This window comes from Candidatus Zixiibacteriota bacterium, assembly GCA_019038695.1.
Lineage (GTDB): Bacteria > Zixibacteria > MSB-5A5 > GN15 > FEB-12 > B120-G9.
Window position 1 is genome coordinate 12,025 of the sequence record JAHOYZ010000014.1, and the last position, 21,645, is coordinate 33,669.

Consider the following 21,645-nt stretch of genomic DNA (forward strand, 5'->3'; position numbering starts at 1 on the left):
ATCAGACTTTGAGGTAAGCGCTACGATCAGTATTCCTGCCAGTGATAATCAGCTGAAACAATCAATGCTACAATCGTCCAGGAGAGTACCAGAGATGTTCCACCATAGCTAATAAACGGCAAGGCAAGCCCGGTAACGGGCATAACACCCAGGGTCATGCCTACGTTAACCAGTAGTTGAAGTAGAAATATCGACGACGCTCCAAAAACCACATAAGAGGCAAAACGTGAGCGACACCGAGCGGCAATCCTAATCGCCCGGTACAGAAGATAAGTAAACAGTGTAATGACAATCATAGCCCCCCACAGTCCAAGCTCTTCGCCAATCACAGAGAAGACGAAATCGGTGTGACGCTCGGGTAAAAAATCAAGACGCGTTTGAGACCCCTCAAGCAAACCTTTCCCCAATACCCCACCAGACCCAATGGCAATCTTGGATTGAATGATCTGATACCCGGCCCCGCGCGGATCAAGTCCCGGGTCAAGAAAAGACAGGATGCGAAGTTTCTGATATTCAGCCAATCGATTCCACAAAAATGGTGTCACAATTCCAGAAGCAAGGTTCGTTACAACCGCGGAGACGCCAAACAACATACCGGGACGGAGCAGAAACAAGATACTCAATAACACCACGAAATACACAGCCCAGGCCAGCCAATGACTGGCCGCCAGCAACGAAACCAACGGCGAGATAATCAGGAACAGGTGCAATAGTGACAACCCAGACCAAAACCATAAAGCCAGGAGAATCACTGGAAAGACCAGCGAAGTGCCTAGATCGGGTTGTTTCAGAATCAGAGCCATGGGAACAACCGTGAGCATAAACGATAATGCCAGTCTTCGTTTGGAAGCAGCCCCCAGTTTTGTATAAGCAAAAAAACGTGCAAGTGCGAAAACAAGAGTGAGCTTGGCTAGGTCCGATGGCGCCAGATTAATCGGGCCGAACGAAAACCAACGTGAAGCACCCATACGCGTCGAACCAACAAACAGGACCGCCACCAGAGCCGCTAACATTACTCCGTACAACAGGTAGGCGGTCACATCAAATAGACGCAGAGGGAGATGTACTACGACAGCAAATACGACTATGGCTATCGCCAACCAAATCAACTGACGCTGGTAATAGTGCTGAGCAAATTCCGAATCGGCATGGTATTGAGCAGACATAATCATGAGCACACCAATAAGCGACAGAGCCAACGCTGAGCTGATAAGCTTCCAATCAAGATCACTGTATTTCAACATCAGTCTTTGTCCCCTATCGATGCCGCCGCCAGATCGGTAGTGTCGAGCCGCTTCTGCATGTATGACTTGATGATCTCTCCCACTACAGGCACCGCCACTTCGGAGCCGTGACCGGCGTTCTCCACCAGGGCACAAACAACAATCTCCGGATTCTCCAGTGGTGCCACACCGACAAACCACGAGTGGTTCTCGCCATGCGGGTTTTGCGCCGTCCCCGTTTTGCCACCTACCGTGTATTGATCTGTTTGCAGGCTACGTGCAGTGCCGTGTTCCCCTTCGACAACCAACCGAAGCCCCTCGCACAGAACGTCAAGGGTCGAGGGAGTAAATGGCAGACGGAAAGACACCTCGGGGGCTATGGTAGTTTCTTCTCCGTTGGCGTCCACGATATTCTTCACAATGTGAGGACGATAGACGACACCATCGTTTATTATCCCGTTGACAAACTGGACCAGCTGCAGCACCGTAACGAGTACTTCCCCCTGGCCAATACTGTTGTTCATTACAAGGGCTCTGGTCCATTTGTTGGGACCAAATCGCTGATCATAATAGGTACTGTTGGGATTAAGCCCGACTTCTTCGCCAGGCAGATCGATTCCAGTTGCCCGACCAAAGCCACAATGACCATAATACCGGGAGAGAAGATCAACTCCCAATTTGAGACCAAGCTGATACATGTATATATTACATGACTGTTCAATTGAATGTACCGCGTTGAGCCATCCGTGACCGTCAGGCCTCCAACAATGAAAAACACGATTCCCGAACTTGTACCCACCCAAACAAGGTTGCAATGTGGACGAAGCCGTGACCAGTCCTTCCTCAAGAGCCGCCCCGACCGTGACAAACTTGACCGTCGATCCCGGGGGATAGAGACCTTTGAGCGGACGGTTCAGAAGAGGATGTGATGAGTCCGATGAGATATCCTGCCAAACTGAATCAGGGATTACGGATGAAAAGATATTGGCATCATAGCTGGGATAGGAAGTCATTGCCAATATCTCACCGGTTCGAGGATCGGCGGCGACAATCGTCCCACAACAAAATGTATCCAGAACATCACTGCACGCCTGCTGCAAATCGAGATCAATTGTCAAAATCAGATCAGCACCCGGCACCGCTGAGACCTCGAGGCGATCCTCATACTGACCCAAAATCTGTCCAGTAGCCGTAACCTCGATACACGCGGTTCCCTCCTGTCCTCGTAAATGGGAGTCGTAGTATCTCTCCAACCCCTTTTTCCCGATCATACTGCCCAGCCTTAGCTCCGGGTATGAATGGCGACCGAGATCCTCGCTTGACACCTCCCCCACATAGCCCGTGAAAGTTTCCGAACTCATGTTCTCAGGATAGCGACGGACCTGTTCGATCTGGTAGGTTACTCCCGGAAAACGAAAGCTCTGCTCCTCAAGAACCGCAATGATCTCGAAGGCTGCATCGCGCTTAACCGGGGTGGGTTGGTAGCGATTAACAAGGTTTTTCCTGATTCTCCTTCTAATTTCAAGAGTATCCAAACCAAGCAACTCAGCTACGTTTGCAAGCGTCTCATCGGGCACCATTTCAGCCAATACAACCGAGACTGTATACGAAGGTCGATTGTCGATAAGGCGTCTATTCTCGCGGTCGTAAACAACTCCGCGGCGCGGTGTAATCGGCACCACTCGAATGCGGTTATTCTCTGATTGGGCGGCTAATTGCGGATGATCAACAATCTGAAGCTTAACGAGACCCGCTACAAGAAAAATGATGACGGCCGCTATCAAAGCCAAAGCGACCTTTTCCTTCTGCGTAGTTGTAAGTATCAGCTTGTTCATTAGGTATTTAGAAAACGGACCTAAGCTTGCGGAAAGTCAGACGACCTTCCAGTACTAGAAAATAGATCCAAGCTAGAACGGTTGTGTAAATTGCACTGGGTAGGGCGCTGACAATGAGCAGGTGGAAGAACTCCGACCAGTTCATCAGCAGTAAAATAAGAGCGTTGTGCAGAACCACCCCCGCCAGAACCAGAAGAAGCTTCGAATATAGAGATTCAAGATTGAGGCGTTCACACGCATGGAATGCCGCCAATCCGAGCATAGCAGTTATTACAGCACTACCACCCATTAAATCGGGATAGCCAGCCAGCATGACAAGCCCGGCAACAAAACCGAACCACATAGATATCAACTCTGATTTGCTGATGGCCACCGCCATGACCAGAAAAGCGGTAAGACTTAGCCCAACACCAAAGATATCGGTCAAATCTTTTAGTATCACCTGGTGACAGGCGATCAACAATAGATAAACCAGATAAGGTATCAGCCTCATGGTCCGTCCTCAATTCCCAGTATAAAAAGTTCGTCTATCGCCCAGAAGTTAGCCGCCGGGTCCAGGGTTACACGACAAAATGCTTCGTCCTCGTGCCGCTCCACAGATGTAACCGTGCCAACAATCATACCAGGAGGATAAACTCCGCCCAGGCCGGATGACAAGATAGTGTCCCCAACCGCAATGGTACCCTGTAGGGGAAAGTTGTCGAGTATCATTCCGTCGGAGGTCGAGAACTTTACAATACCCATTTCACGGCTGGATGCGATACGAGCCGCCACCCGATTGGCCGGGTCGGTGAGAAGCTGAACGGTAGCATAATCGGGCGTTACTGACGAAATACGCCCAATCAATCCGTCCTGGTTGATAACCGGAAGGTTAGGCTCCAATCCGTCAAAGTCGCCCCGGTTGACAATAGCTGCAACGGGCGTTTTGTAACCGAAGACCGAGATAACTTCGGTCGGAATTAGACGATAGCCAGGAGATTGCTCAAAACCGAGGGCGGTTCGGAGCCGCTGGTTATCGCGCAGAACCTCCTCCAACTGGCTGAGCTGAAAGGAAGCTTTGGTCAGGGATGCACGCAGTTCAACATTGTTGGCATCATGGGAGGCCAATAATTCATACGAACTCTTAATCTTGAAGAAAGGGTAATAGAACCCCGAAAGAAGTGCCTGACCGACTAACTTGTGTACTTTCGGAGGACTAAAGACCAACCCGACCGAAAGCACAACAACAAAGCCGATATGTATGTTGCGCCAGTGGCGGGAAAACTGAGTCGAAATCCAGCTCATTAAGAGGCGTCCTTGCCATCAAATCTCTTCAGTCTACGTCGTCAATCAACTCCAGGACATCACCCGGAGAGGCAGCTTCCAGCAAAAGCCTGCGATTCTCCTCAGATTTCATCAGATACGAGAGGCGAGCCATCACGTTCAAGTGTGCTCCGATGGCATCCTCTGGGGCTGCAATCAGGAAAAACAAGTGGACCTTCTTATGGTCCATAGCGTCAAAATCAACGCCCTCCTCGCTCCGACCAAAACCAATCACAATACCCTTGACCGACTTCGTTTTGGAATGCGGGAATGCCACGCCATAACCGACGCCAGTCGTGACCAGGTTTTCCCGATCGAGAACATCTGCCAGCAACTGCTCGGCATTTTTGATCATGGGTGAAGTTGACACCATCTCCACTAACTCGGTTATGACATCATCCTTTGTCTGGGCATTCAGATTGAACTTCACCAGAGTCTCATCGCAAAACTTAGAGAGTTTCATCGACCTTACCTTTACCTACAACTTCCGCGCCTCGTCAATGAGTAAAACAGGGACGTTATCAACAACCCTGAACTCCAACCTGCAATTGTCGCAGACGAGACAGTTTCCATCATTTTGACTTTCCAGTTTCCCCTTGCATTTGGGGCAAACCAACTTCTCCAACAGATCCTTCGAGAGTTCCATATTTCCAACTCCTTCAGTCATCAATCACCCCCATACACCGATATTTCTGCATCCTCTCCGCCAACAGATCAGCCGTCGATTTCTGCCCTAATTCATCAAGCGCCTTCAGAAGTGCCTCTTTTACGAATTTTGCCGCCCCGGCCGGATCACATTGAGCACCACCCTGAGGCTCGGGTATAATTGTATCAACAATCTTTAACTCAACCAGGTCCTGCGCAGTTGGCTTCAAGGCCTCCGCTGCCTCAGGAGCCTTGGCGGCGTCACGCCACAAAATAGCAGCACAGCCCTCCGGCGAGATGACCGAATACCAGGCGTATTGAAGTATCATAATGCGGTCACCAACCCCGATTCCAAGAGCACCACCCGAAGCACCTTCACCGATGATCACGACCACTATAGGAACCCTGATACGGGACATCTCACGAATGTTAAAGGCGATAGCTTCCGCCTGTCCGCGTTCTTCCGCACCAATCCCGGGGAATGCTCCCGGAGTGTCGACCAGAACAACGATTGGTATCTGGAATTTTTCAGCCAATCGAAACATCCGCAGCGCCTTGCGGTACCCTTCAGGGTGCGCCATGCCGAAGTTACGCAGAACCTTTTGTTTGGTATCACGACCCTTCTGTTGTCCGATTATCATGACCGGAGAGTCGTCAATAAAGGCCAACCCTGTTACCATAGCTTTGTCGTCAGCGTAACAACGATCACCGTGCATTTCAATGAAACCGGTAGTCATCAGCTTTACATAATCAAGCAAATAGGGACGCTTGGGATGCCGTGAGAGCTGTACCATCTGCCAGCGCGTCAGATTTGAGAACGTCTTTTCACGGAGTTTCTCAAGCTTCTTCTCCATGGAGACTATCTCCCCGGAAAGCTCGATCTCGTTCCCCTGACTGAACTCCTTCATGTCGGAAATCTTCTTTTCCAACTCTACGATAGGTCGTTCAAATTCAAGAAATGGACGATCACTCATAATTGTTCCACAGCTAGTACCACTTATACTCCACAGTCATAAAACCACGGTCGGTATCAGCCCAACCAAAACCACAGCTTTTTAAGATACTCAATTGGGATGCAATTTCAACCATAAAAAGACGAGATAAAAGATACTCTAACATAGCTTGAAAGAAATAATATACCGACCTTAGGCTCGGTTGACAGGCTGCGGAACAGGCAATATCGAAACCACCACAAAATTCATAGCCAGAGCAATCGGCAATAGGCAGTATGATACAAACCCGGGGCTGTGTTTGGTGAAATACTTCCAGACCGTCCAGTGGTGATAGAGATTACGCCGGAGCTTACCTGCCCGACTGCCCTTCCCCCACAGGTGTACACCCCCAGCTGATGGCACGTAGTAGTTGGTATAACCAGCACTTCCCAGACGGCGACACAAGTCCACGTCCTCCATAAACATAAAGAAACGCCGGTCGAAACCGCCAATTTCTCTAAAAATATCGCTACGGATCATCATCATTGTGCCAGCTGCGGCGGGAATCGGAGTTACGGAATCGTAGTCGGGAAGTGTATAATGACGGTTTTTACCAATCAGTTTCGAGAGCATCGAACCGCGCGAATAGACCATATTGGAAAAACGAGGCAGATGCCGGCAAGTCGGCTGGAAGGACCCATCAGGAAAGCGCATCCGCCCAACAGCAGTGCCTACTTTTTCCCTGGAGCGAAATACATCAAGCAGTTTCTCTATGGCATAGCCGTCAACCTGAACATCGGGATTAAGAAACAGCAAATAGTCACCGGTAGCATGTTTTGCTGCCTGGTTACACGCCGCCGCGAAGCCAAGATTGGAAGAGTTGCGGATGACTTGTGCATTCGGGAAATGCTTGCTCACCATCTCCGCAGAATTGTCCGAAGAACTATTATCGACGCCGATGATTTCCAATGGAGTACCATTAACACCAGCCTTGATGCTCTCCAGGCAACTCTCAAGTGGGGGCATAGAATTATAAGTGACGAGTACAATCGACACCGAAGTTGTCTTTTCTGCCAACACTTTCTTTATCCCAGCTTCCCAAATATGGACTTCAGTCGTAGCCACCAAACCATCCAGATAGCTTCCCGTACTATCTTCTTAGACATTTTCGACTCTCCTGCTGTCCGATCAACAAAAATAATTGGGATCTCCTTGATTGTGAAGCCATGACTCCAGGTCCGCATGGACATCTCGATCTGAAACGAATAGCCTGAAGATTGAACGGCATCAAGGTCAATTGTCTCCAATACATTGCGGCGAAAACACTTATACCCTCCGGTAGCATCCCGTAAAGGTAAACCAGTCACAATTCGAGTATATGTATTTGCAAAGTAAGACAACAGCAGACGCGACATCGGCCAGTTGATCACATTGACACCGTTGATATAGCGCGAACCAACAACGACATCATACTCTTTGATTTCCTCAAGAAAATCCTTCAGGTACTCGGGGCCATGCGAAAAATCGGCATCCATCTCTAAAATATAATCGTATTCTCTCTCAATGGCCCACTTGAATCCCGCGATATACGCTTGCCCCAGTCCGTCCTTTTTCTCCCTATGTAATACATTCACCCTGCTCAATTCTGTCGCCAGCCGTTCTGCGATCTCACCGGTACCGTCCGGTGAGTTGTCATCCACTATCAGGACATGGATCCGCGGATCGAGCGGAAGAACCGCATGGGTAATCTTCTCGATATTCTCCCGCTCATTGTAAGTCGGTAGAATTACCAGGGCGCGTTGGGAATGCGGCATCAATCCAATCCTTCTTTACTCTTCCGGCGACGAATAGCTCGAAAACCATAGATACTAAAAATACCAAGCAAGTAGAGCGATGTCAACCATGTCACAAGCTTACCGGTCCGATAGCGAGTCGATTTATATACGAATGAAACTCCCATTGCTCCTGCCGGAACGGCTACCGCTCGAAGTGACCCGTAAGCCCTCATAAGCGGGGCGGGATGACCGTCAATCGCCACCTGCCAGGCATCATAATAGTTGTCCGTCAATACCAGTAAACGATTAGCTGTACAGCTCACACCAATCAAAACAGTATCCTCAGCATAGTCGATGATCCACGCCGAATCACCGGCCAAACTGTCAGTTGCAATGTCGATTGAAGGTTCCTCTTCGAGATATACCAACTGCCGCAGATCATCTGTGCTGTTCATGACCTCGGGATATATTTCCTGCCGGTCACCGAATAGCCGGAATTTGTTCACAAGATAGACGCGCGGAAAAGCATTGTCGTTTTGAACTATTGCCGCTCCACCAAACGTTGCAGCGACTCTCACCGGCGCAGAACCAAAATAACTCTCAGGAAATTGCTGATTAGCTGGGACGGCTAAATATTTCGCTCCCATCAGATTAAGAAACCTCGGATTCCCCTGGTTGGCCAACTGCGGACCGCCGAGTAAATCATCATACCAGCGCAACTGGTTGCCATGATACCCTACAACCACAGGAACGCGATGGTGCGGCAACAGATCCTCCTGCATAACACGAATATTCATAACGCGAAAATGTTCATCTGTTTTCTGGGTGAAGAACTGTGTGATCGCGTTTGGCGCGAAGGCCTGATGATGGTCGTAGGTTGACACAAAGCGACTATTGAATCGTACTCCGTCGATAACAGGAATAAACGCCAGGGCCACCAGGGCACTCGTCCCCAATTTTCCAGCTTTGAACAACCAGATGCAAACTGCAGCCAGAGCAGTGAAAACGAAAGACAGCCACGCTCCGCTCTGAATAGCTGGTAGATTGTAATAGGCTAGATCTAGTTTAGTCATCCCCTGAGATACCTGCATAGTCGCTGCTTCGCTCCAGAACAATGAACACCAGGCTCCGATCATCCCCCGCCCGGCTATACCAAAAAGTACTGCCAGCAAGAGTAACAACCCCGGAAATCCAAACAGGAGCCAACGGAACTTCCTGTCATCAATAACCTTGGATTCCTGACGTTGGTCAATCAGACGCTGGACTCCCATCCCGGCCAACAGAGCGGCGGAAAAACTGAATATGAACATTATCATTGATGGCGCTCGCAACGCCTTGACTTTGGGTATCAGATAATAGAACACTTTGAACAGCGGCGTCGTCGCACCCAAAGCATAGAGCAGAACAAACAGGGCTAGTCCTCCAAAGAACCAGGCCTTCTTCCTCCGTGAAAAGAACAGCCCAAACAACGCCACGAACATTGTCACTACACCGACTGCCTCGGAATTATCCTTGAAGTAATTTTTACCCCAATATGCTGTCTGCGTTTTTTTCGTCGACGTACCAGCAAATTCCGGAATCAGCAACGACATAGCCTCTTCCTCATGCAGCGACCACGAGGTTGCCCATTCCCAACCCTTTTTCGAATCGGCGCGAGGCGAGTACTCGCTGGTATAAACATATCCCGGATAGAACTGGATCGCGGAAATAAGAAGTCCTATCACAACGGCATAGGTAGTAAGAACTGCCGGACGGGCCAACAGGCTGATTTTGCCTTTATCTCTCCAGAGCATGACCAAACGATAGAGCGCGTAGAGAGCCACCGCCCACAGTGTGAAATACGACATTTGCGGATGCGGAGAGAGAATGATGACACCAATAACCAGTCCCAGCAATGAGAAATTAAGAAACGGCTTTTCATCGAAAGCCCGATCTAAAAAGAGCATCACCAGTGGGAAAAGGGTCGTGACGAAAATCTTGCCGTCGTGACCGGGCGCCACTTGCGAAATCAGGTAAGAGGCAAACATGTAGCACGTCGCCGACAATAGCGCCGCCGTCCGGGATAGCCGAAACTGGCGCGCCGCAAAATACATAAACAGGCCTGCGAGAAAAATGTGCAGGAACATGATCATGCCCAGCATACGTGGTAATGAACCGAAAAATTTCATGATTGAGAGCGGATAGAAAATATCACCGTGGAACGCTTCAATGTACGGCATACCTCCGAAGATGTATGGATTCCACTGGGGTACGGCACCATGCTCGGCAACATGATCCACAAGCAGTTGTCTAAAGAATACACCAGCCTGAATCTGGTCCGAGCTGTGCAGCATCTGGTCGGAGAATAGAAAGTCGCTGAACAAGAGAACAAGAGCCAGAAATATAACGACAAAGGCAACCGGTATAAAGTAGGGTGAGTTTTCAATGTCGAAGCTTACCCTCGGGTGAGAACTGGACTTAGGCGAAAGTTTTCGTTTCCTGGCCACTGGTGAACTCCGTTCTATCTCTTTCCAACGGCCAGCGCCAGCAGGGCCGCAGAGGATTCAATAATTATGGCCCACAGTCGGGCTGCTATCGCCACGGCCGGGCCAATTGGCCCTACAAACGGGATTAGCAATGTCCCCATGACCAACTCACGTGGACCCAGACCGCCGGGAGCTATCAGTGTCAAATAGCCGATCTGGTAAGCGGCGTTGAACAGACCCACCCCAGCTACCAAACTCAGCCGACTGTCGGGAACAACGGCCCTGACAAACAGCCAAAAAGCCACCCCGTAGCAAATCCAGCCGATACAATAACCAACGAAGATTGTCAGAGCAACCGTTTTGTCCAGACGAAAATCAATCGCCGGGCGTTTAAATCGGCGCAACAGGCGATTGCCCAAGGTTATGAAGCGTTGCGGGACTAGCACTAAAGCTAAACAGGCAGCTACCATGGTCCCCGTAAGAATGTATGACGATTGCTTCCCGAGGAAACTGATCTGGTCTGTCAGAAGCCTCGACTCAAACTGAGCGGCCAATACAAACACCAGAAACGACGCCGGAATAGCAAACATCTGCACCAAAACAAAGGATGCCCCAGCCTGTTCAGGTGGAATACCTTTCTGTCGAGCGAGATACAACACTCCGAACAACTGCCATACCTTGCCCGGAATGTATCGCCCCAAATCTGAGAGGTAGATGATGCGAAACGCCTCCCGTAGTCGTAATCGGTGACCGAAGGCACCAATGATACCGCGCCAGACAGAGGCCATTATTGCAAACGTAACCAGCCCTGTCAGTATCGACGGGATCAGCCAGAAGAAGTCAATGGTCCAGTCAGTCGCCCTGATTTCATCCCAATGAACCGCAACCTGGCGATAGAGAAAATACAGCAAAACCCCAACGATGAACACCTTCAGAATCGCTACAAGAATTCCGCGAACACCGGTATGTTTGGAGTGGGGCTTTTGTTGCTCGGTCGAAAGGCTGGGAGTATCAACCATCGGTCGGTTTCCGCCGTGATTCCCGATCCGTGAGATGACTTAGTGTTCGACGCATATCGGAGACTTCTTCCTTGATCGAAGTCTGCCCCTCAGCCATGAAACCCATCAGGAACAGCCCAAAACCAAGCCCGGCCAGAAGCACCACCAGGTACAATAACGGTAGTTGCGTCTCCCCCAGCCAATACTTGAGATATATGGTCCATAACCCAACCAGGAATCCCAATCCGAAAAAGATCGAACCCAGCGACCCAAAAAACATTAATGGCTTGCGCATGAATTTAATCTGAAATTGGACAGCCAGCATATCCAGCACTCCCACCGGGATGCGCCAGAGGGACGTAAATTTCGATTTGCCCCAGGAGCGATCATAAAGCGGTATCTTTACTTCCTCAATCGAGTAACCTTCGCTGGCGGCCAGCACCACAAGGTATCGGTGCCAATCCTGGCGCAAGAAAATATGTTCGACCACTTCACGCCGGAATGCTTTGCACGAATTGAGATCATGTACCTTGAGTCCGAATATCTTCCTTGAGAGTCCATTGTAAATCGATGAGACAAATCTCTTATTGTACTTACCCTGTTTCCAGCCCACAGACATATCAGCTCCATCGAGAATTGGCCCAACGAGAGTTGGGATGTCTTCAGGTAAAAACTGTAAGTCCGCGGGATAGAATACGTAAACATCTCCCCGTGCGGTGGCAAAACCGGTCTGCAAAGCGGCGGTTAAACCCCGATTCCGCTGGTGAACGGCAAAGCGGATAAAATCATAGCGCTTGGCCGCTGCTTTGATCTTGATCAGCGTCTCATCGGTTGACCCATCATCAATATAGATCAGTTCGCCGTCAAACGGAGCGGTCTTGAGCATCTCGGCATAAAGCCTGCAGAACTCATCAATATTGCCCTCCTCGTTCATCGCCGGGACTATTGTTGAGATGAAGAGGTCTGTTTTTCCTTCAGTTGCCACGTATCATTATCCTTAAGTTCACGCCAAGCCGCAACCAGCTTGTGCACGTTCGGTGCCAGCCGCATCGCCTCTTCATAGAAGCGAAGTGCTTCGGCCTTATACTCCTCATCGGCAGAGTCTATGTATCTCTTTTTGTAGAACTCAGCTATTTGAGAATTAAGATTGTAATTTGTTGGGGAAAATCCAATTGCTTTTTTGTAGCAACTCTCGGCCAAAAGAGCATCACCATCTTCCTCGGCCATTGTCCCCACCGCTAGATACCCGGAGAGATTGCGTGGATTCTGAACCAGGAACTCGGCCGCCGCCGCGTGACCTCCCTTAATATCCCCTCGAAAATAGGAATCAATCGCCTCTTCCATCCGTGAAGGACGATATCCATCGGCCATGGTATTTCCGGTATAACCTGCAATACGAAACAAACGAACCTTTTTCCGTCCCACATGGTATGTAAGCACATGAACTGCGCTATCCATGAGGTTGGAGTAATCATCGCGGGCGCGTTTCTCGTTTCCCTTGTCCAGCAACAGATGAGTGATTGGGAATTGATCGAAAAGCTGCGGGTCGGCTTGCGAGACTCCAAACATATGAATCACGCAGCCAACTTCGTTCTCTACACTCATTGCTGGTCCAAGTGGCCCGGATACAACCGCCCCCTGGTTTAGGATCAACCCCAGATCACAGCTGTTGTCATGGACAGTGAAAGCCGCACGTTGCGACCAGTTGATAACCAGAGCCGTATCAATTCCGATATTGACAACAACCACCAGAATCACCACCAGCCTCTTCTGCATCGTCAAATAAGGGATATACCTCCAGAGTCGATGGCGAACGATCAAGCCAATCGCAACGGTTATCAACAAAGCGACCAACCCGAGCCAGAGAATGCTATTATCGAAACTGAAATCCCATCCGTATCGATCGGACAGTATCTCCGTCGCCTGATACAAGGGGACCAATACCAACGGCAAACAAAGCGGGTAAAATAGGACCGGTGTCTTCATTGGTTCTAATTCTCGTACTTTCTGCCAGAGCATAGACAACACTATCGCCGCCGCTCCGCACGAAGCATAGACCAACACCAGTTGGTAGCGTAACGGACGGTAGTTCCAGATCATGAGCGCTCCATAGAAGGCAACGATCATGGCTACGAGAAAGAGATGGCCACCATTGAAGCGGGTGAGACCGCTGCGGTAGAATCGGGGCCGACATATCTGATAGAGAATCATTCCGATCAGAACACCCGAGAGTAAAAATACCGACCACATCCGCAAGAAGAGTTTGGAGTCAATTCCGAACGTTACCAGCTTCTCAACAAACAGGGGAATAGATTTCAGACCGTCGGGTGATCCATACAGTGACACTGCTTGTTCACCAAAATACCCTGACACCTGGGACTGCATGGGAGCATAGACATAAAAATACCAAGCCGCCACAACGACAACAAACCCAACTGTAAAAATAGTTGGTTGCAACCATCGTCGAATAGTAGTGATACGGCGCGGCGCGTCAACTCCGTCTGATGCTGCATCCTCCCCGAGTAGAGTGAAGGTTTGTTTCCCACCGGATGCCCCGAATAACAACTCATAGATGAATAACACTACAAACGGAAACAGAAACACTAACCCGATAGCTTTGCCAAAAAACAAACCCACACCCAGGGAGATTCCGGCCAGTAACCAGACTACCGTTTTTTGACTATGTGTCACCAGCACCAATGCCAGGAAGACAAAGAAAGCCATACTGTGTTCAAGGAAAGGTAACCGACCATAGAACAGAAGATTGTAGTTGAGCCCGGCCAATAACAAGAACAGCAATCCAGGGACAACACCTGCTATCCTGCGAATGAACAAGAAGAACAGCAGCAAAGCTCCGAGGGAATAGAGAAAGCCAACGAAGTTCGAGGACCAATTTCCCACCCCCATTATCTTGAAGACAACAACCGCCAGCGCTGTCACGCTTGATTTGAGAAAGATCGTCCGTCGATAGTCGTCGAAGGGATCAAAATCTCCCGTCTGTATGTAGTTTCGAGCGAAGATTGTATACTGGGCCGGGTCGGTGTAGACATCAGTCGAAGCGGACAATCCTGATGGCGGGTCGGCTTCCAAATGATATAGCCGCACCAATACCAGCAGCGAAATCACTACCAGAACGGAAATCAGTTCAAGACGCCGATTCATAGGGAATCTACCGTCCTTTGAAGAAATCACGGATCCTCTCGCAAACAAACTCAACCTGTTCCCGCCTCATCTCCGGGAATATCGGTAGCGACAGAATCTCGTCAGCCAATTTCTCGCTGACCGGAAAATCACCTTTGCGATAGTTCAAGCCATCGAAAGCTGGCTGCAAGTGTACCGGGATGGGATAGTGTATGATGCTCGGCACCTGATGCTCACCGAGATATGCCTGCAATGCATCGCGCTCTTCGGTTTCGATTACATATACATGAAATACATTCACATACTCAGGACCAGACTGTGGACAAGTGACCCGAACATCAGCCAACAATTCGTTATACCAGCCGGCTACAGCCCGACGAGCGACATTCCAGTCATTAAGATGCTTTAGTTTAACGCCGAGTACTGCGCCTTGGATTCCGTCCATGCGGGCATTATAGCCCAGTATTTCGTGGTGATATTTCTCCTGCGAACCATGATCGCGCAACACACGGACGGATTTAGCGAGTTTTTCATCGTCAGTCGTGACTGCCCCCGCCTCGCCAAAAGCGCCAAGGTTCTTGGCCGGATAGAACGAGAATGCAGCCATCCGACCCAGCGACCCAGCTCGTTGGCCCTTGTAAGTAGCGCCTTGAGCCTGAGCAGCATCTTCGAGAATATCAATTCCGTACCTGGCCGCCACTTCGCCAATCGCATCTGTATCAGCTATCTGACCGTACAGATGCACCGGGATAATCACCTTTGTCTTCTGGGACAGTGACAGTTTCAGCAGCGCCGAATCGATATTCCGAGTGATCGGATCGACATCGACCAGCACCGGCTTCGCTCCCGTATGAGCTATGGCAGCTACGGTAGCAACAAACGTATTGGCCGCCGTGATGATTTCATCACCGGGGCCAACGTCAAGTGCCTTCAGTGCCAATAACAGCGCATTGGTGCCGCTGTTCACGCCGACACAGTATCGTACGCCACAGAAAGTAGCAAAGCCACCCTCGAAATCGTTCACAGCCGGTCCAAGTACAAATGCTGAGTTGTTGATTACATCAGCGATCGCATCATCTATCTCAGACTTGATGGACTGATACTGGGCGCTGAGATCAATGTATGGTATTTTCATTTCATTGCCTTTGTCTGATCACTCATTCCTACCGCTCGTACACCACTTTCCCACCGAGGATCGTCTTGAACACCTGACAAGTCAGCCGTCGCCCGATATATGGTGAGTTGCTCGAACGAGAATGGAACTTGTTGGCTTTAACGGTCCACTTCTTCTCTGGATCAATGATAGTAATATCAGCCACAGTTCCGGCTTCAAGTGTTCCTACCGGAAGATTTAATATCCGGGCGGGGTTGACAGTCATCTTGCGAATCGCATCAGCCCAACTGAGATAACCTTTGTCGATCAGGTGCGTCTTGATCAGCCCCAGAGTTGTTTCCAGCCCGATCATCCCGGGGGGGGCCTGGTCGAACTCACAGTCTTTCTCCTCAGCTGAATGCGGAGCATGATCGGAAGCGATACAATCAATGGTACCATCGACCAATCCCTCAATGACAGCCACCCGGTCGGTTTCGGTTCGCAGCGGAGGATTGACGCGGAGATTGGTGTTGAACTCTTTGCCTATTTCCGTATCAGATAAAACCATGTGATGTGGCGTGGCTTCGGCTGTTACCTTAACACCCTCTTTCTTAGCCTGACGCACTGCCTGAACGGCACCCCGAGTTGTGATATGCTGAATATGCAGCCGTCCGCCCGTCATCCGACACAGAGCAATATCACGCAACACGGCAACTTCCTCAGCTACCGATGGCGACCCACGCAGGCCAAGCCGGGTTGATTCGAAAGATTCATTCATTATTCCACCCTCGCTCAACTGCTGATCCTCGGAGTGTTGCATGACCGGAATATCAAACATTCGTGCGTACTCCAAAGCTCTGCGCATCATCTCGGCGTTACGAACATAATAGCCATCATCGCTGATCGCCACCGCCCCCATCTGGACCAGATCACCGATTTCGGCCAGCTCTTTGCCTTCGAGTCCTTTGGTAATTGCGCCCACGACATAGACTCGGGCGGCTGCATTCCGGGCGCGGTCCTGGACAAACTCAACCGTTTCCTGGTTGTCTATACGGGGAGTTGTATTGGGCATGCAACAGATCGATGTAAACCCACCTGCGGCAGCGGCACGACAACCGCTTTCGACTGTCTCCTCATCTTCTCGGCCGGGCTCACGAAGATGTACATGAATGTCGACCAGACCCGGCACCACCAATTTGCCGGTGGCATCGACAATCTGCTCGTCATCAAGCGATCGCATTTCCTGACGGATCGGCGCAGAGTCGGCCTCAATCATGGCGATTTTTCCATCCTTGATGAAGACGTGAGCATCGCGACCAAACCCCAGGGCGGAATCGATAACCCGCCCGTTCTGAATTACGAGATCGTATTTCTTGCTGGTCATGATACGCCTCCTTCGTCATCCCTGCCCCGCAGCAGATAAAGTACCGCCATTCGCACCGCCTGTCCGTTGGTAACCTGATCGAGGATAACTGATTTAGCGCCGTCAGCAACATCGCTTGTGATTTCCACACCACGATTAATTGGTCCGGGATGCATGATGGTATAATTTCGCCGCAAACGTTTGAGTCGATCCTTGTTAACCCCGAACAATCTGGTGTATTCGCGCTGCGATGGGAACAAACCCGCGTGCTGTCGCTCCAGCTGAATACGCATGACATTGACCACATCCGCGCCGTCGAGGGCTTCATCTAAATTGGTATAGATATCACAGCCAAACTTCTCAACCTCGTAAGGCAACAATGTCGCCGGACCACAGATAGCTACCGAAGCGCCCATCGTCTTGAGACCCCAGATATTGGATCGCAGGACACGCGAGTGAGCAGCATCCCCGATCAACACCACCCGCAGGCCGTCAAGCTTGCCGTATTTCTTATAAATCGTGTGCATATCGAGCAACGCCTGAGTAGGGTGCTCGTGGGCACCGTCTCCGGCATTGATGATATTGGCGTCTGAAAAACGAGTCAGAAAATACGGTACACCCGGTGAACTATGGCGCACAACGACCATATCAATCTTCATCGCCTCAATGTTCTGTAGCGTATCCCGTAGAGATTCCCCCTTTTTCACCGACGACGTCGATGGCGAAAAGCTGACCGTATCGGCCGAAAGACGTTTCTCGGCCAACTCGAACGAGATGCGGGTTCTGGTGGATGGTTCATAGAAGAGATTTACCACTGTGATTCCACGCAATGTAGGAACTTTCTTGATAGTACGATCCAGGACTTCGCGGAAAGTATCCGCAGTCTCAAGAATCGCTTCAATGTCCTGGCGGGAAGTTCCTTCGAGGCCGAGTAGATGACGAGAACTAAGTCTACTCACTTCTTACCTTCCTTCCCCCTGGCCAATGACACTGAATCTTCGTCCTCAAGTGCGCCTCTGATGACATATACCCGGTCGGCTCCTTCCGTTTCCGCCACCTCCAGCACTACCCGATCGGTGTGCGCGGTGGGGATATTGATTCCGACATAGTCAGCTTTGATCGGCAGCTCGCGATGACCACGATCCACAAGCACAGCCAGTTGGATCGAGCGCGGACGCCCGAAGTCGTTGATCTGATTGAGAGCGGCTCGAATTGTGCGGCCCGTGAAAAGGACATCGTCGATTAGAATGACGTTGCGATCGACCACATCGAACAGAATCTCCGTCCGCTGGATAATCGGTTGGTCGAGCTTGGAATGAACGTCATCCCGGTACAGGCTTATGTCCATCAGCCCGACCGGTACTTTGATGCCTTCGATATCCTCAATGATACCGGCGATCCGTCGCGCAAGATTAACTCCACGCGTAACGACACCGATGATCGCAAGCGATTCGGCTCCGGCGTTGTGTTCTAGAATTTCGTGAGCAACACGCATCAAGGCGCGTTTGATTTTCTTGTCGTCGAGGATCAGATCATGTTCGGTGGGCAATGAAACCTCCCTCGGGGATATAAAAAGACCTTAGATATTACTTGATATATTAACTGCAACGTAGTGTTGCTAAAGAGTTTAGGTTGATCGAATAAAGTAGTCACATTGCCTCTTCCTTTGGGACCTCGCAGGATCACCTTAAAAGGGAGCACCAGTGGTGCGTTTATCGCGTCAAGTTCTTACAGAACCTTGATGTGCATAATAGCCAATTCTGTCCCTCAGTCAAGCTCAGGGATGAAAAAAGGGGAGAAAAATGGAGGATGTACAGGAAGTGCTTGCGGACTCCTACCCTCGTGTCCATGTCCTCGGAGAGACGGTAGAAGCGAGATTGTTATCAGCGAAGAAAGCATCGCGCATATAGGTTTGGCCGTCGCCGTCCCCATTGAGTTGGAGGATACGGTCAGCCAGAGCATGTAAAAGATCACCGTCGTGCGTAATCACCACCAACCCCTTCCCCCGTTGGTGAAGGGCACGCGCCAAAGCCACGAACCGCCCGACTCCCTCCAGATCAAGGCCGCAGGTCGGTTCGTCCAACACAATAATCTGGGGCATGATCGACAACACCGCCACAAACGCTAACCGTCGCTTCTCTCCCCCGGACAGACGAAACGGATCACGTTCTGAAAACGCCTCTGCATCCAGCCCGATCATGTTGAGTAGCTGCGCAACTCCTTCCGCATCAAGCGGGCGATTGAAATTCTGTGGTCCAAAAGCCACTTCCTCTGCGCAAGTTGGCAGAAAAAACTGTCGCTCGGGTTGTTGCAGTACTGCCGACACACGCCCGGCAATGAGATCGGATGCTATTGACTCACCATCGTTATCGAAATAGCCAATCTCTCCCTCGGTCGGAGCGTTCAAACCGCACAGCATCAACCCCAGAGTGCTCTTGCCCGATCCCGATGATCCTACAATACACGTTGTCTCGCCCGTATTGAAAGTGTAATCGAGGCTTTGCAGAGTTGGTTTGTCAGCTCCGGGCCAGGTGAAAGCCACATTGCTCAGTTCGATATGATCCACGGTCGGATCAGTTTTGCCATTGCATTCTTCGAGCGTGGCAGGAATAGAGTACCCGGCGAAGTCACTAATAGACAGCAGTAACCCTGATCGCCCACATAGCTCCCGGTCGCCGAAAACGGACTCAGGTGAAGCATCTGCTACGAGCCGACCGTCTGCAAAAACAAGAAGCCGATCGTACTGACGTGCGGTCGATGGATACTGGGTGATATGCACTTGAATCATGTCAGGATCGATTCCCCGTAGTTTGCTCAATTCAGCCTCAAGAGCAATTCGTCCCGGCTGATCCAGAAAAGAATCCGGCTCGTCGAGAATCAGTATCGACGGTTCCGACACCATCACCGACGCCAGCGCTACGCGTTGTTTTTCTCCCCCGGATAACTCCGAAGTCAACCGGCGTCGCAAATGTTCGATGCCAAACCGTTCCAGCGTCGCTGTAACGCGCCGGTCCATTTCATCCGGGGGAACCTGGTAGTTTTCGAGAACGAAGGCGATTTCCTTATCAACCGTCACCGCCACCATCTGGTTGTCCGGGTTCTGGAAAAGGATGCCCACGTCCCTGGCAGGACCATTCTCTTCATGGCCGATCCTGACCGCTCCTTGCGTCGGTTCCAGCAATCCAGCCAGCAGGCGCGCTAAGGTGGTCTTGCCGGACCCGTTGGCTCCCATAACACAGACCGACTCGCCAGCGTGGATTTCCAACGACAGCTTGTCGATTGCCGGGGTATCTCCGCCGGCATAGACGAATGATATGTCAGTCAATCGTATCATATAAAAAAACCGATGCCCCAAGAAAGGGCACCGGCTCGAAATGACAAGATATTTATCTCAATCTTCGAAGCAGATGTCCAGATTGCGTGTCGCGCTGACTTCATCGAGCCGTCGTACCGGCGTGTCATGTGGCGCGGAAGTGACGATATCCGGGTTCTCCCGAGCCTCCTGAGCTATTTGCTTCATAATAGCAGCGAAATCATCCAGCGTCTCGCGACTCTCAGTCTCGGTCGGCTCAATCATAATCGCCTCGGGCACGATCAACGGGAAATAATTGGTCGGCGGATGCACACCGAAATCAAGCAACCGCTTTGACACATCATAAGTCCGCACCCCGTGCTCCTTCTGCCGTGATCCGGATGCTACAAATTCGTGCATACAGGGAACATCGTAAGGCACTTCATAGTCCTCACGCACCAGTTCCTTGAGATAGTTGGCATTGAGTACCGCATTCTCGCTGACCCGTCGCAGCCCCTTTCCTCCCAGAGTACGGACATAGGCATAAGCCCTGACTTCTATCGCGAAATTGCCGTAACAACTATGCAACCTCCCGATGGACTTGGGGCGATCGTAATCGTAGAACAGTTGTCCGTTGCTCAATTTGGACAGAACCGGATACGGAAGGAACGGATCGAGCTGAGCTGTCACACCGACTGCCCCGGCTCCCGGACCACCACCACCATGAGGCGTAGAGAATGTCTTGTGCAAATTGAAATGCATGATATCGAAGCCAACATCACCCGGTCGAAAAATACCCATGTGGGCGTTCAGATTGGCTCCATCCATATACATCAAACCACCCCCGGCATGGACGATCTCGGCAATCTCTTTGATATGAGTTTCGAAAAGACCCAGAGTATTCGGATTTGTCATCATCATCCCGGCCACGTCGTCGTCCATAACCTCTGCTACTGCTTCCGGCGAAATCACGCCTTTGTCGTTTGATTTCACCAGCACAGTCTTATAACCGACCGATGTTACCGAGGCAGGATTCGTTCCGTGGGCAGAGTCAGGGATAATGATCTTGGAACGCTCTTGACCCCGGTCAAGATGATAGGCCCGCATGATCAGAAGACCCGCGAACTCTCCCTGGGCACCGGCCACAGGTTGCAAAGAAACCGACGGAAATGCCGATACTTCGCCAAGATACTGCATTAATTCCCATTGCAAACGCAACAGCCCCGACACATTTGCACAGGGGGATAATGGATGCCGTCCCAGGAAGCCGGAATAAGAAGCGGCCACATCGTTTAGCTTCGGATTGTACTTCATCGTACACGAGCCAAGCGGGTAAAACCCCTTGTCAATGTGATGGTTCTTCGTCGATAAAGTGACGAAATGCCGCAGCACTTCACCCTCGGTGACTTCCGGCAACTTCGCCGGTTCTTCACGCAGGAATCGGGAAGCAATACCTGATAGTATCTTCTCTTCGCTTCCAACCGTGCCGGGTAGCGTATAACCCGTTCGCCCGGCAACGGATTTCTCATATATCACGGTTGTCTTGTTCATACGATCTCAATTCCTCCAGCTCAGCTGGAA

Annotated in this window: 19 protein-coding genes; all 19 read right to left on the reverse strand. The window is 50.7% G+C overall.

The window, feature by feature from the left end:
• Window positions 1-26: 26 nt before the first annotated feature.
• Window positions 27-1,244 carry a rod shape-determining protein RodA gene (gene rodA / locus KOO62_06120; GenBank protein MBU8933564.1) on the reverse strand — a complete coding sequence of 406 codons (1,218 nt, stop codon included), beginning with the start codon at window positions 1,242-1,244 and terminating at the stop codon, window positions 27-29.
• A complete protein-coding gene (gene mrdA / locus KOO62_06125) occupies window positions 1,244-3,058 on the reverse strand; it encodes a penicillin-binding protein 2 (GenBank protein MBU8933565.1) in 1,815 nt (604 codons plus the stop codon). The genes rodA and mrdA overlap by 1 nt, the downstream gene beginning before the upstream one ends.
• 7 nt (window positions 3,059-3,065) lie before the next feature.
• A complete protein-coding gene (locus KOO62_06130) occupies window positions 3,066-3,551 on the reverse strand; it encodes a hypothetical protein (protein MBU8933566.1) in 486 nt (161 codons plus the stop codon).
• Entirely contained in the window at window positions 3,548-4,342 is a 795-nt protein-coding gene (gene mreC / locus KOO62_06135) for a rod shape-determining protein MreC (protein MBU8933567.1), read from the reverse strand. Before mreC ends, KOO62_06130 begins: the two co-directional genes overlap by 4 nt.
• A gap of 28 nt (window positions 4,343-4,370) precedes the next feature.
• On the reverse strand, window positions 4,371-4,823 hold the full coding sequence (locus KOO62_06140) for a PTS sugar transporter subunit IIA (protein ID MBU8933568.1): 453 nt from the start codon (window positions 4,821-4,823) through the stop codon (window positions 4,371-4,373).
• Window positions 4,824-4,838: 15 nt separating this feature from the next.
• Window positions 4,839-5,006: a Trm112 family protein gene (locus KOO62_06145; protein MBU8933569.1), complete on the reverse strand. Its 168-nt coding sequence runs from the start codon at window positions 5,004-5,006 to the stop codon at window positions 4,839-4,841.
• Window positions 5,007-5,019: 13 nt separating this feature from the next.
• Window positions 5,020-5,979, reverse strand: a complete 960-nt coding sequence (locus tag KOO62_06150; GenBank protein ID MBU8933570.1) for an acetyl-CoA carboxylase carboxyltransferase subunit alpha — start codon at window positions 5,977-5,979, stop codon at window positions 5,020-5,022.
• Between the two features lie 171 nt (window positions 5,980-6,150).
• Window positions 6,151-7,062 carry a glycosyltransferase family 2 protein gene (locus KOO62_06155; protein MBU8933571.1) on the reverse strand — a complete coding sequence of 304 codons (912 nt, stop codon included), beginning with the start codon at window positions 7,060-7,062 and terminating at the stop codon, window positions 6,151-6,153.
• Window positions 7,023-7,751: a polyprenol monophosphomannose synthase gene (locus tag KOO62_06160; GenBank protein ID MBU8933572.1), complete on the reverse strand. Its 729-nt coding sequence runs from the start codon at window positions 7,749-7,751 to the stop codon at window positions 7,023-7,025. The genes KOO62_06155 and KOO62_06160 overlap by 40 nt, the downstream gene beginning before the upstream one ends.
• Window positions 7,751-10,198: a YfhO family protein gene (locus tag KOO62_06165; GenBank protein MBU8933573.1), complete on the reverse strand. Its 2,448-nt coding sequence runs from the start codon at window positions 10,196-10,198 to the stop codon at window positions 7,751-7,753. The genes KOO62_06160 and KOO62_06165 overlap by 1 nt, the downstream gene beginning before the upstream one ends.
• 14 nt (window positions 10,199-10,212) lie before the next feature.
• On the reverse strand, window positions 10,213-11,196 hold the full coding sequence (locus KOO62_06170) for a flippase-like domain-containing protein (GenBank protein ID MBU8933574.1): 984 nt from the start codon (window positions 11,194-11,196) through the stop codon (window positions 10,213-10,215).
• Window positions 11,189-12,160, reverse strand: a complete 972-nt coding sequence (locus KOO62_06175) for a glycosyltransferase family 2 protein (protein MBU8933575.1) — start codon at window positions 12,158-12,160, stop codon at window positions 11,189-11,191. The genes KOO62_06170 and KOO62_06175 overlap by 8 nt, the downstream gene beginning before the upstream one ends.
• A complete protein-coding gene (locus KOO62_06180; GenBank protein ID MBU8933576.1) occupies window positions 12,118-14,337 on the reverse strand; it encodes a hypothetical protein in 2,220 nt (739 codons plus the stop codon). The genes KOO62_06175 and KOO62_06180 overlap by 43 nt, the downstream gene beginning before the upstream one ends.
• Window positions 14,338-14,344: 7 nt before the next feature.
• Window positions 14,345-15,451, reverse strand: a complete 1,107-nt coding sequence (locus KOO62_06185; GenBank protein MBU8933577.1) for a DegT/DnrJ/EryC1/StrS family aminotransferase — start codon at window positions 15,449-15,451, stop codon at window positions 14,345-14,347.
• A 28-nt stretch (window positions 15,452-15,479) separates the two neighbouring features.
• Entirely contained in the window at window positions 15,480-16,793 is a 1,314-nt protein-coding gene (locus KOO62_06190; GenBank protein ID MBU8933578.1) for a dihydroorotase, read from the reverse strand.
• Window positions 16,790-17,731 carry an aspartate carbamoyltransferase catalytic subunit gene (locus tag KOO62_06195; protein MBU8933579.1) on the reverse strand — a complete coding sequence of 314 codons (942 nt, stop codon included), beginning with the start codon at window positions 17,729-17,731 and terminating at the stop codon, window positions 16,790-16,792. The genes KOO62_06190 and KOO62_06195 overlap by 4 nt, the downstream gene beginning before the upstream one ends.
• Window positions 17,728-18,267: a bifunctional pyr operon transcriptional regulator/uracil phosphoribosyltransferase PyrR gene (gene pyrR, locus KOO62_06200; protein MBU8933580.1), complete on the reverse strand. Its 540-nt coding sequence runs from the start codon at window positions 18,265-18,267 to the stop codon at window positions 17,728-17,730. The genes KOO62_06195 and pyrR overlap by 4 nt, the downstream gene beginning before the upstream one ends.
• A gap of 339 nt (window positions 18,268-18,606) precedes the next feature.
• Complete coding sequence (locus KOO62_06205) at window positions 18,607-20,106, reverse strand: ATP-binding cassette domain-containing protein (protein ID MBU8933581.1); 1,500 nt, start codon at window positions 20,104-20,106, stop codon at window positions 18,607-18,609.
• 57 nt (window positions 20,107-20,163) lie between these two features.
• Window positions 20,164-21,615 (reverse strand): aminomethyl-transferring glycine dehydrogenase subunit GcvPB, encoded by a 1,452-nt coding sequence (gene gcvPB, locus KOO62_06210; protein MBU8933582.1) that lies wholly within the window; start codon window positions 21,613-21,615, stop codon window positions 20,164-20,166.
• Window positions 21,616-21,645 lie beyond the last annotated feature (30 nt).

Coding starts and splice junctions, on each gene's coding strand:
- KOO62_06140 (MBU8933568.1), bottom strand. CDS start 4,823: ATGAAACTCTCTAAGTTTTGCGATGAGACTCTGGTGAAGTTCAATCTG.
- rodA (MBU8933564.1), bottom strand. CDS start 1,244: ATGTTGAAATACAGTGATCTTGATTGGAAGCTTATCAGCTCAGCGTTG.
- pyrR (MBU8933580.1), bottom strand. CDS start 18,267: ATGCGTGTTGCTCACGAAATTCTAGAACACAACGCCGGAGCCGAATCG.
- gcvPB (MBU8933582.1), bottom strand. CDS start 21,615: ATGAACAAGACAACCGTGATATATGAGAAATCCGTTGCCGGGCGAACG.
- KOO62_06170 (MBU8933574.1), bottom strand. CDS start 11,196: ATGGTTGATACTCCCAGCCTTTCGACCGAGCAACAAAAGCCCCACTCC.
- KOO62_06205 (MBU8933581.1), bottom strand. CDS start 20,106: ATGATACGATTGACTGACATATCATTCGTCTATGCCGGCGGAGATACC.
- KOO62_06185 (MBU8933577.1), bottom strand. CDS start 15,451: ATGAAAATACCATACATTGATCTCAGCGCCCAGTATCAGTCCATCAAG.
- KOO62_06160 (MBU8933572.1), bottom strand. CDS start 7,751: ATGCCGCATTCCCAACGCGCCCTGGTAATTCTACCGACTTACAATGAG.
- KOO62_06190 (MBU8933578.1), bottom strand. CDS start 16,793: ATGACCAGCAAGAAATACGATCTCGTAATTCAGAACGGGCGGGTTATC.
- mreC (MBU8933567.1), bottom strand. CDS start 4,342: ATGAGCTGGATTTCGACTCAGTTTTCCCGCCACTGGCGCAACATACAT.
- KOO62_06150 (MBU8933570.1), bottom strand. CDS start 5,979: ATGAGTGATCGTCCATTTCTTGAATTTGAACGACCTATCGTAGAGTTG.
- KOO62_06145 (MBU8933569.1), bottom strand. CDS start 5,006: ATGGAACTCTCGAAGGATCTGTTGGAGAAGTTGGTTTGCCCCAAATGC.
- mrdA (MBU8933565.1), bottom strand. CDS start 3,058: ATGAACAAGCTGATACTTACAACTACGCAGAAGGAAAAGGTCGCTTTG.
- KOO62_06180 (MBU8933576.1), bottom strand. CDS start 14,337: ATGAATCGGCGTCTTGAACTGATTTCCGTTCTGGTAGTGATTTCGCTG.
- KOO62_06130 (MBU8933566.1), bottom strand. CDS start 3,551: ATGAGGCTGATACCTTATCTGGTTTATCTATTGTTGATCGCCTGTCAC.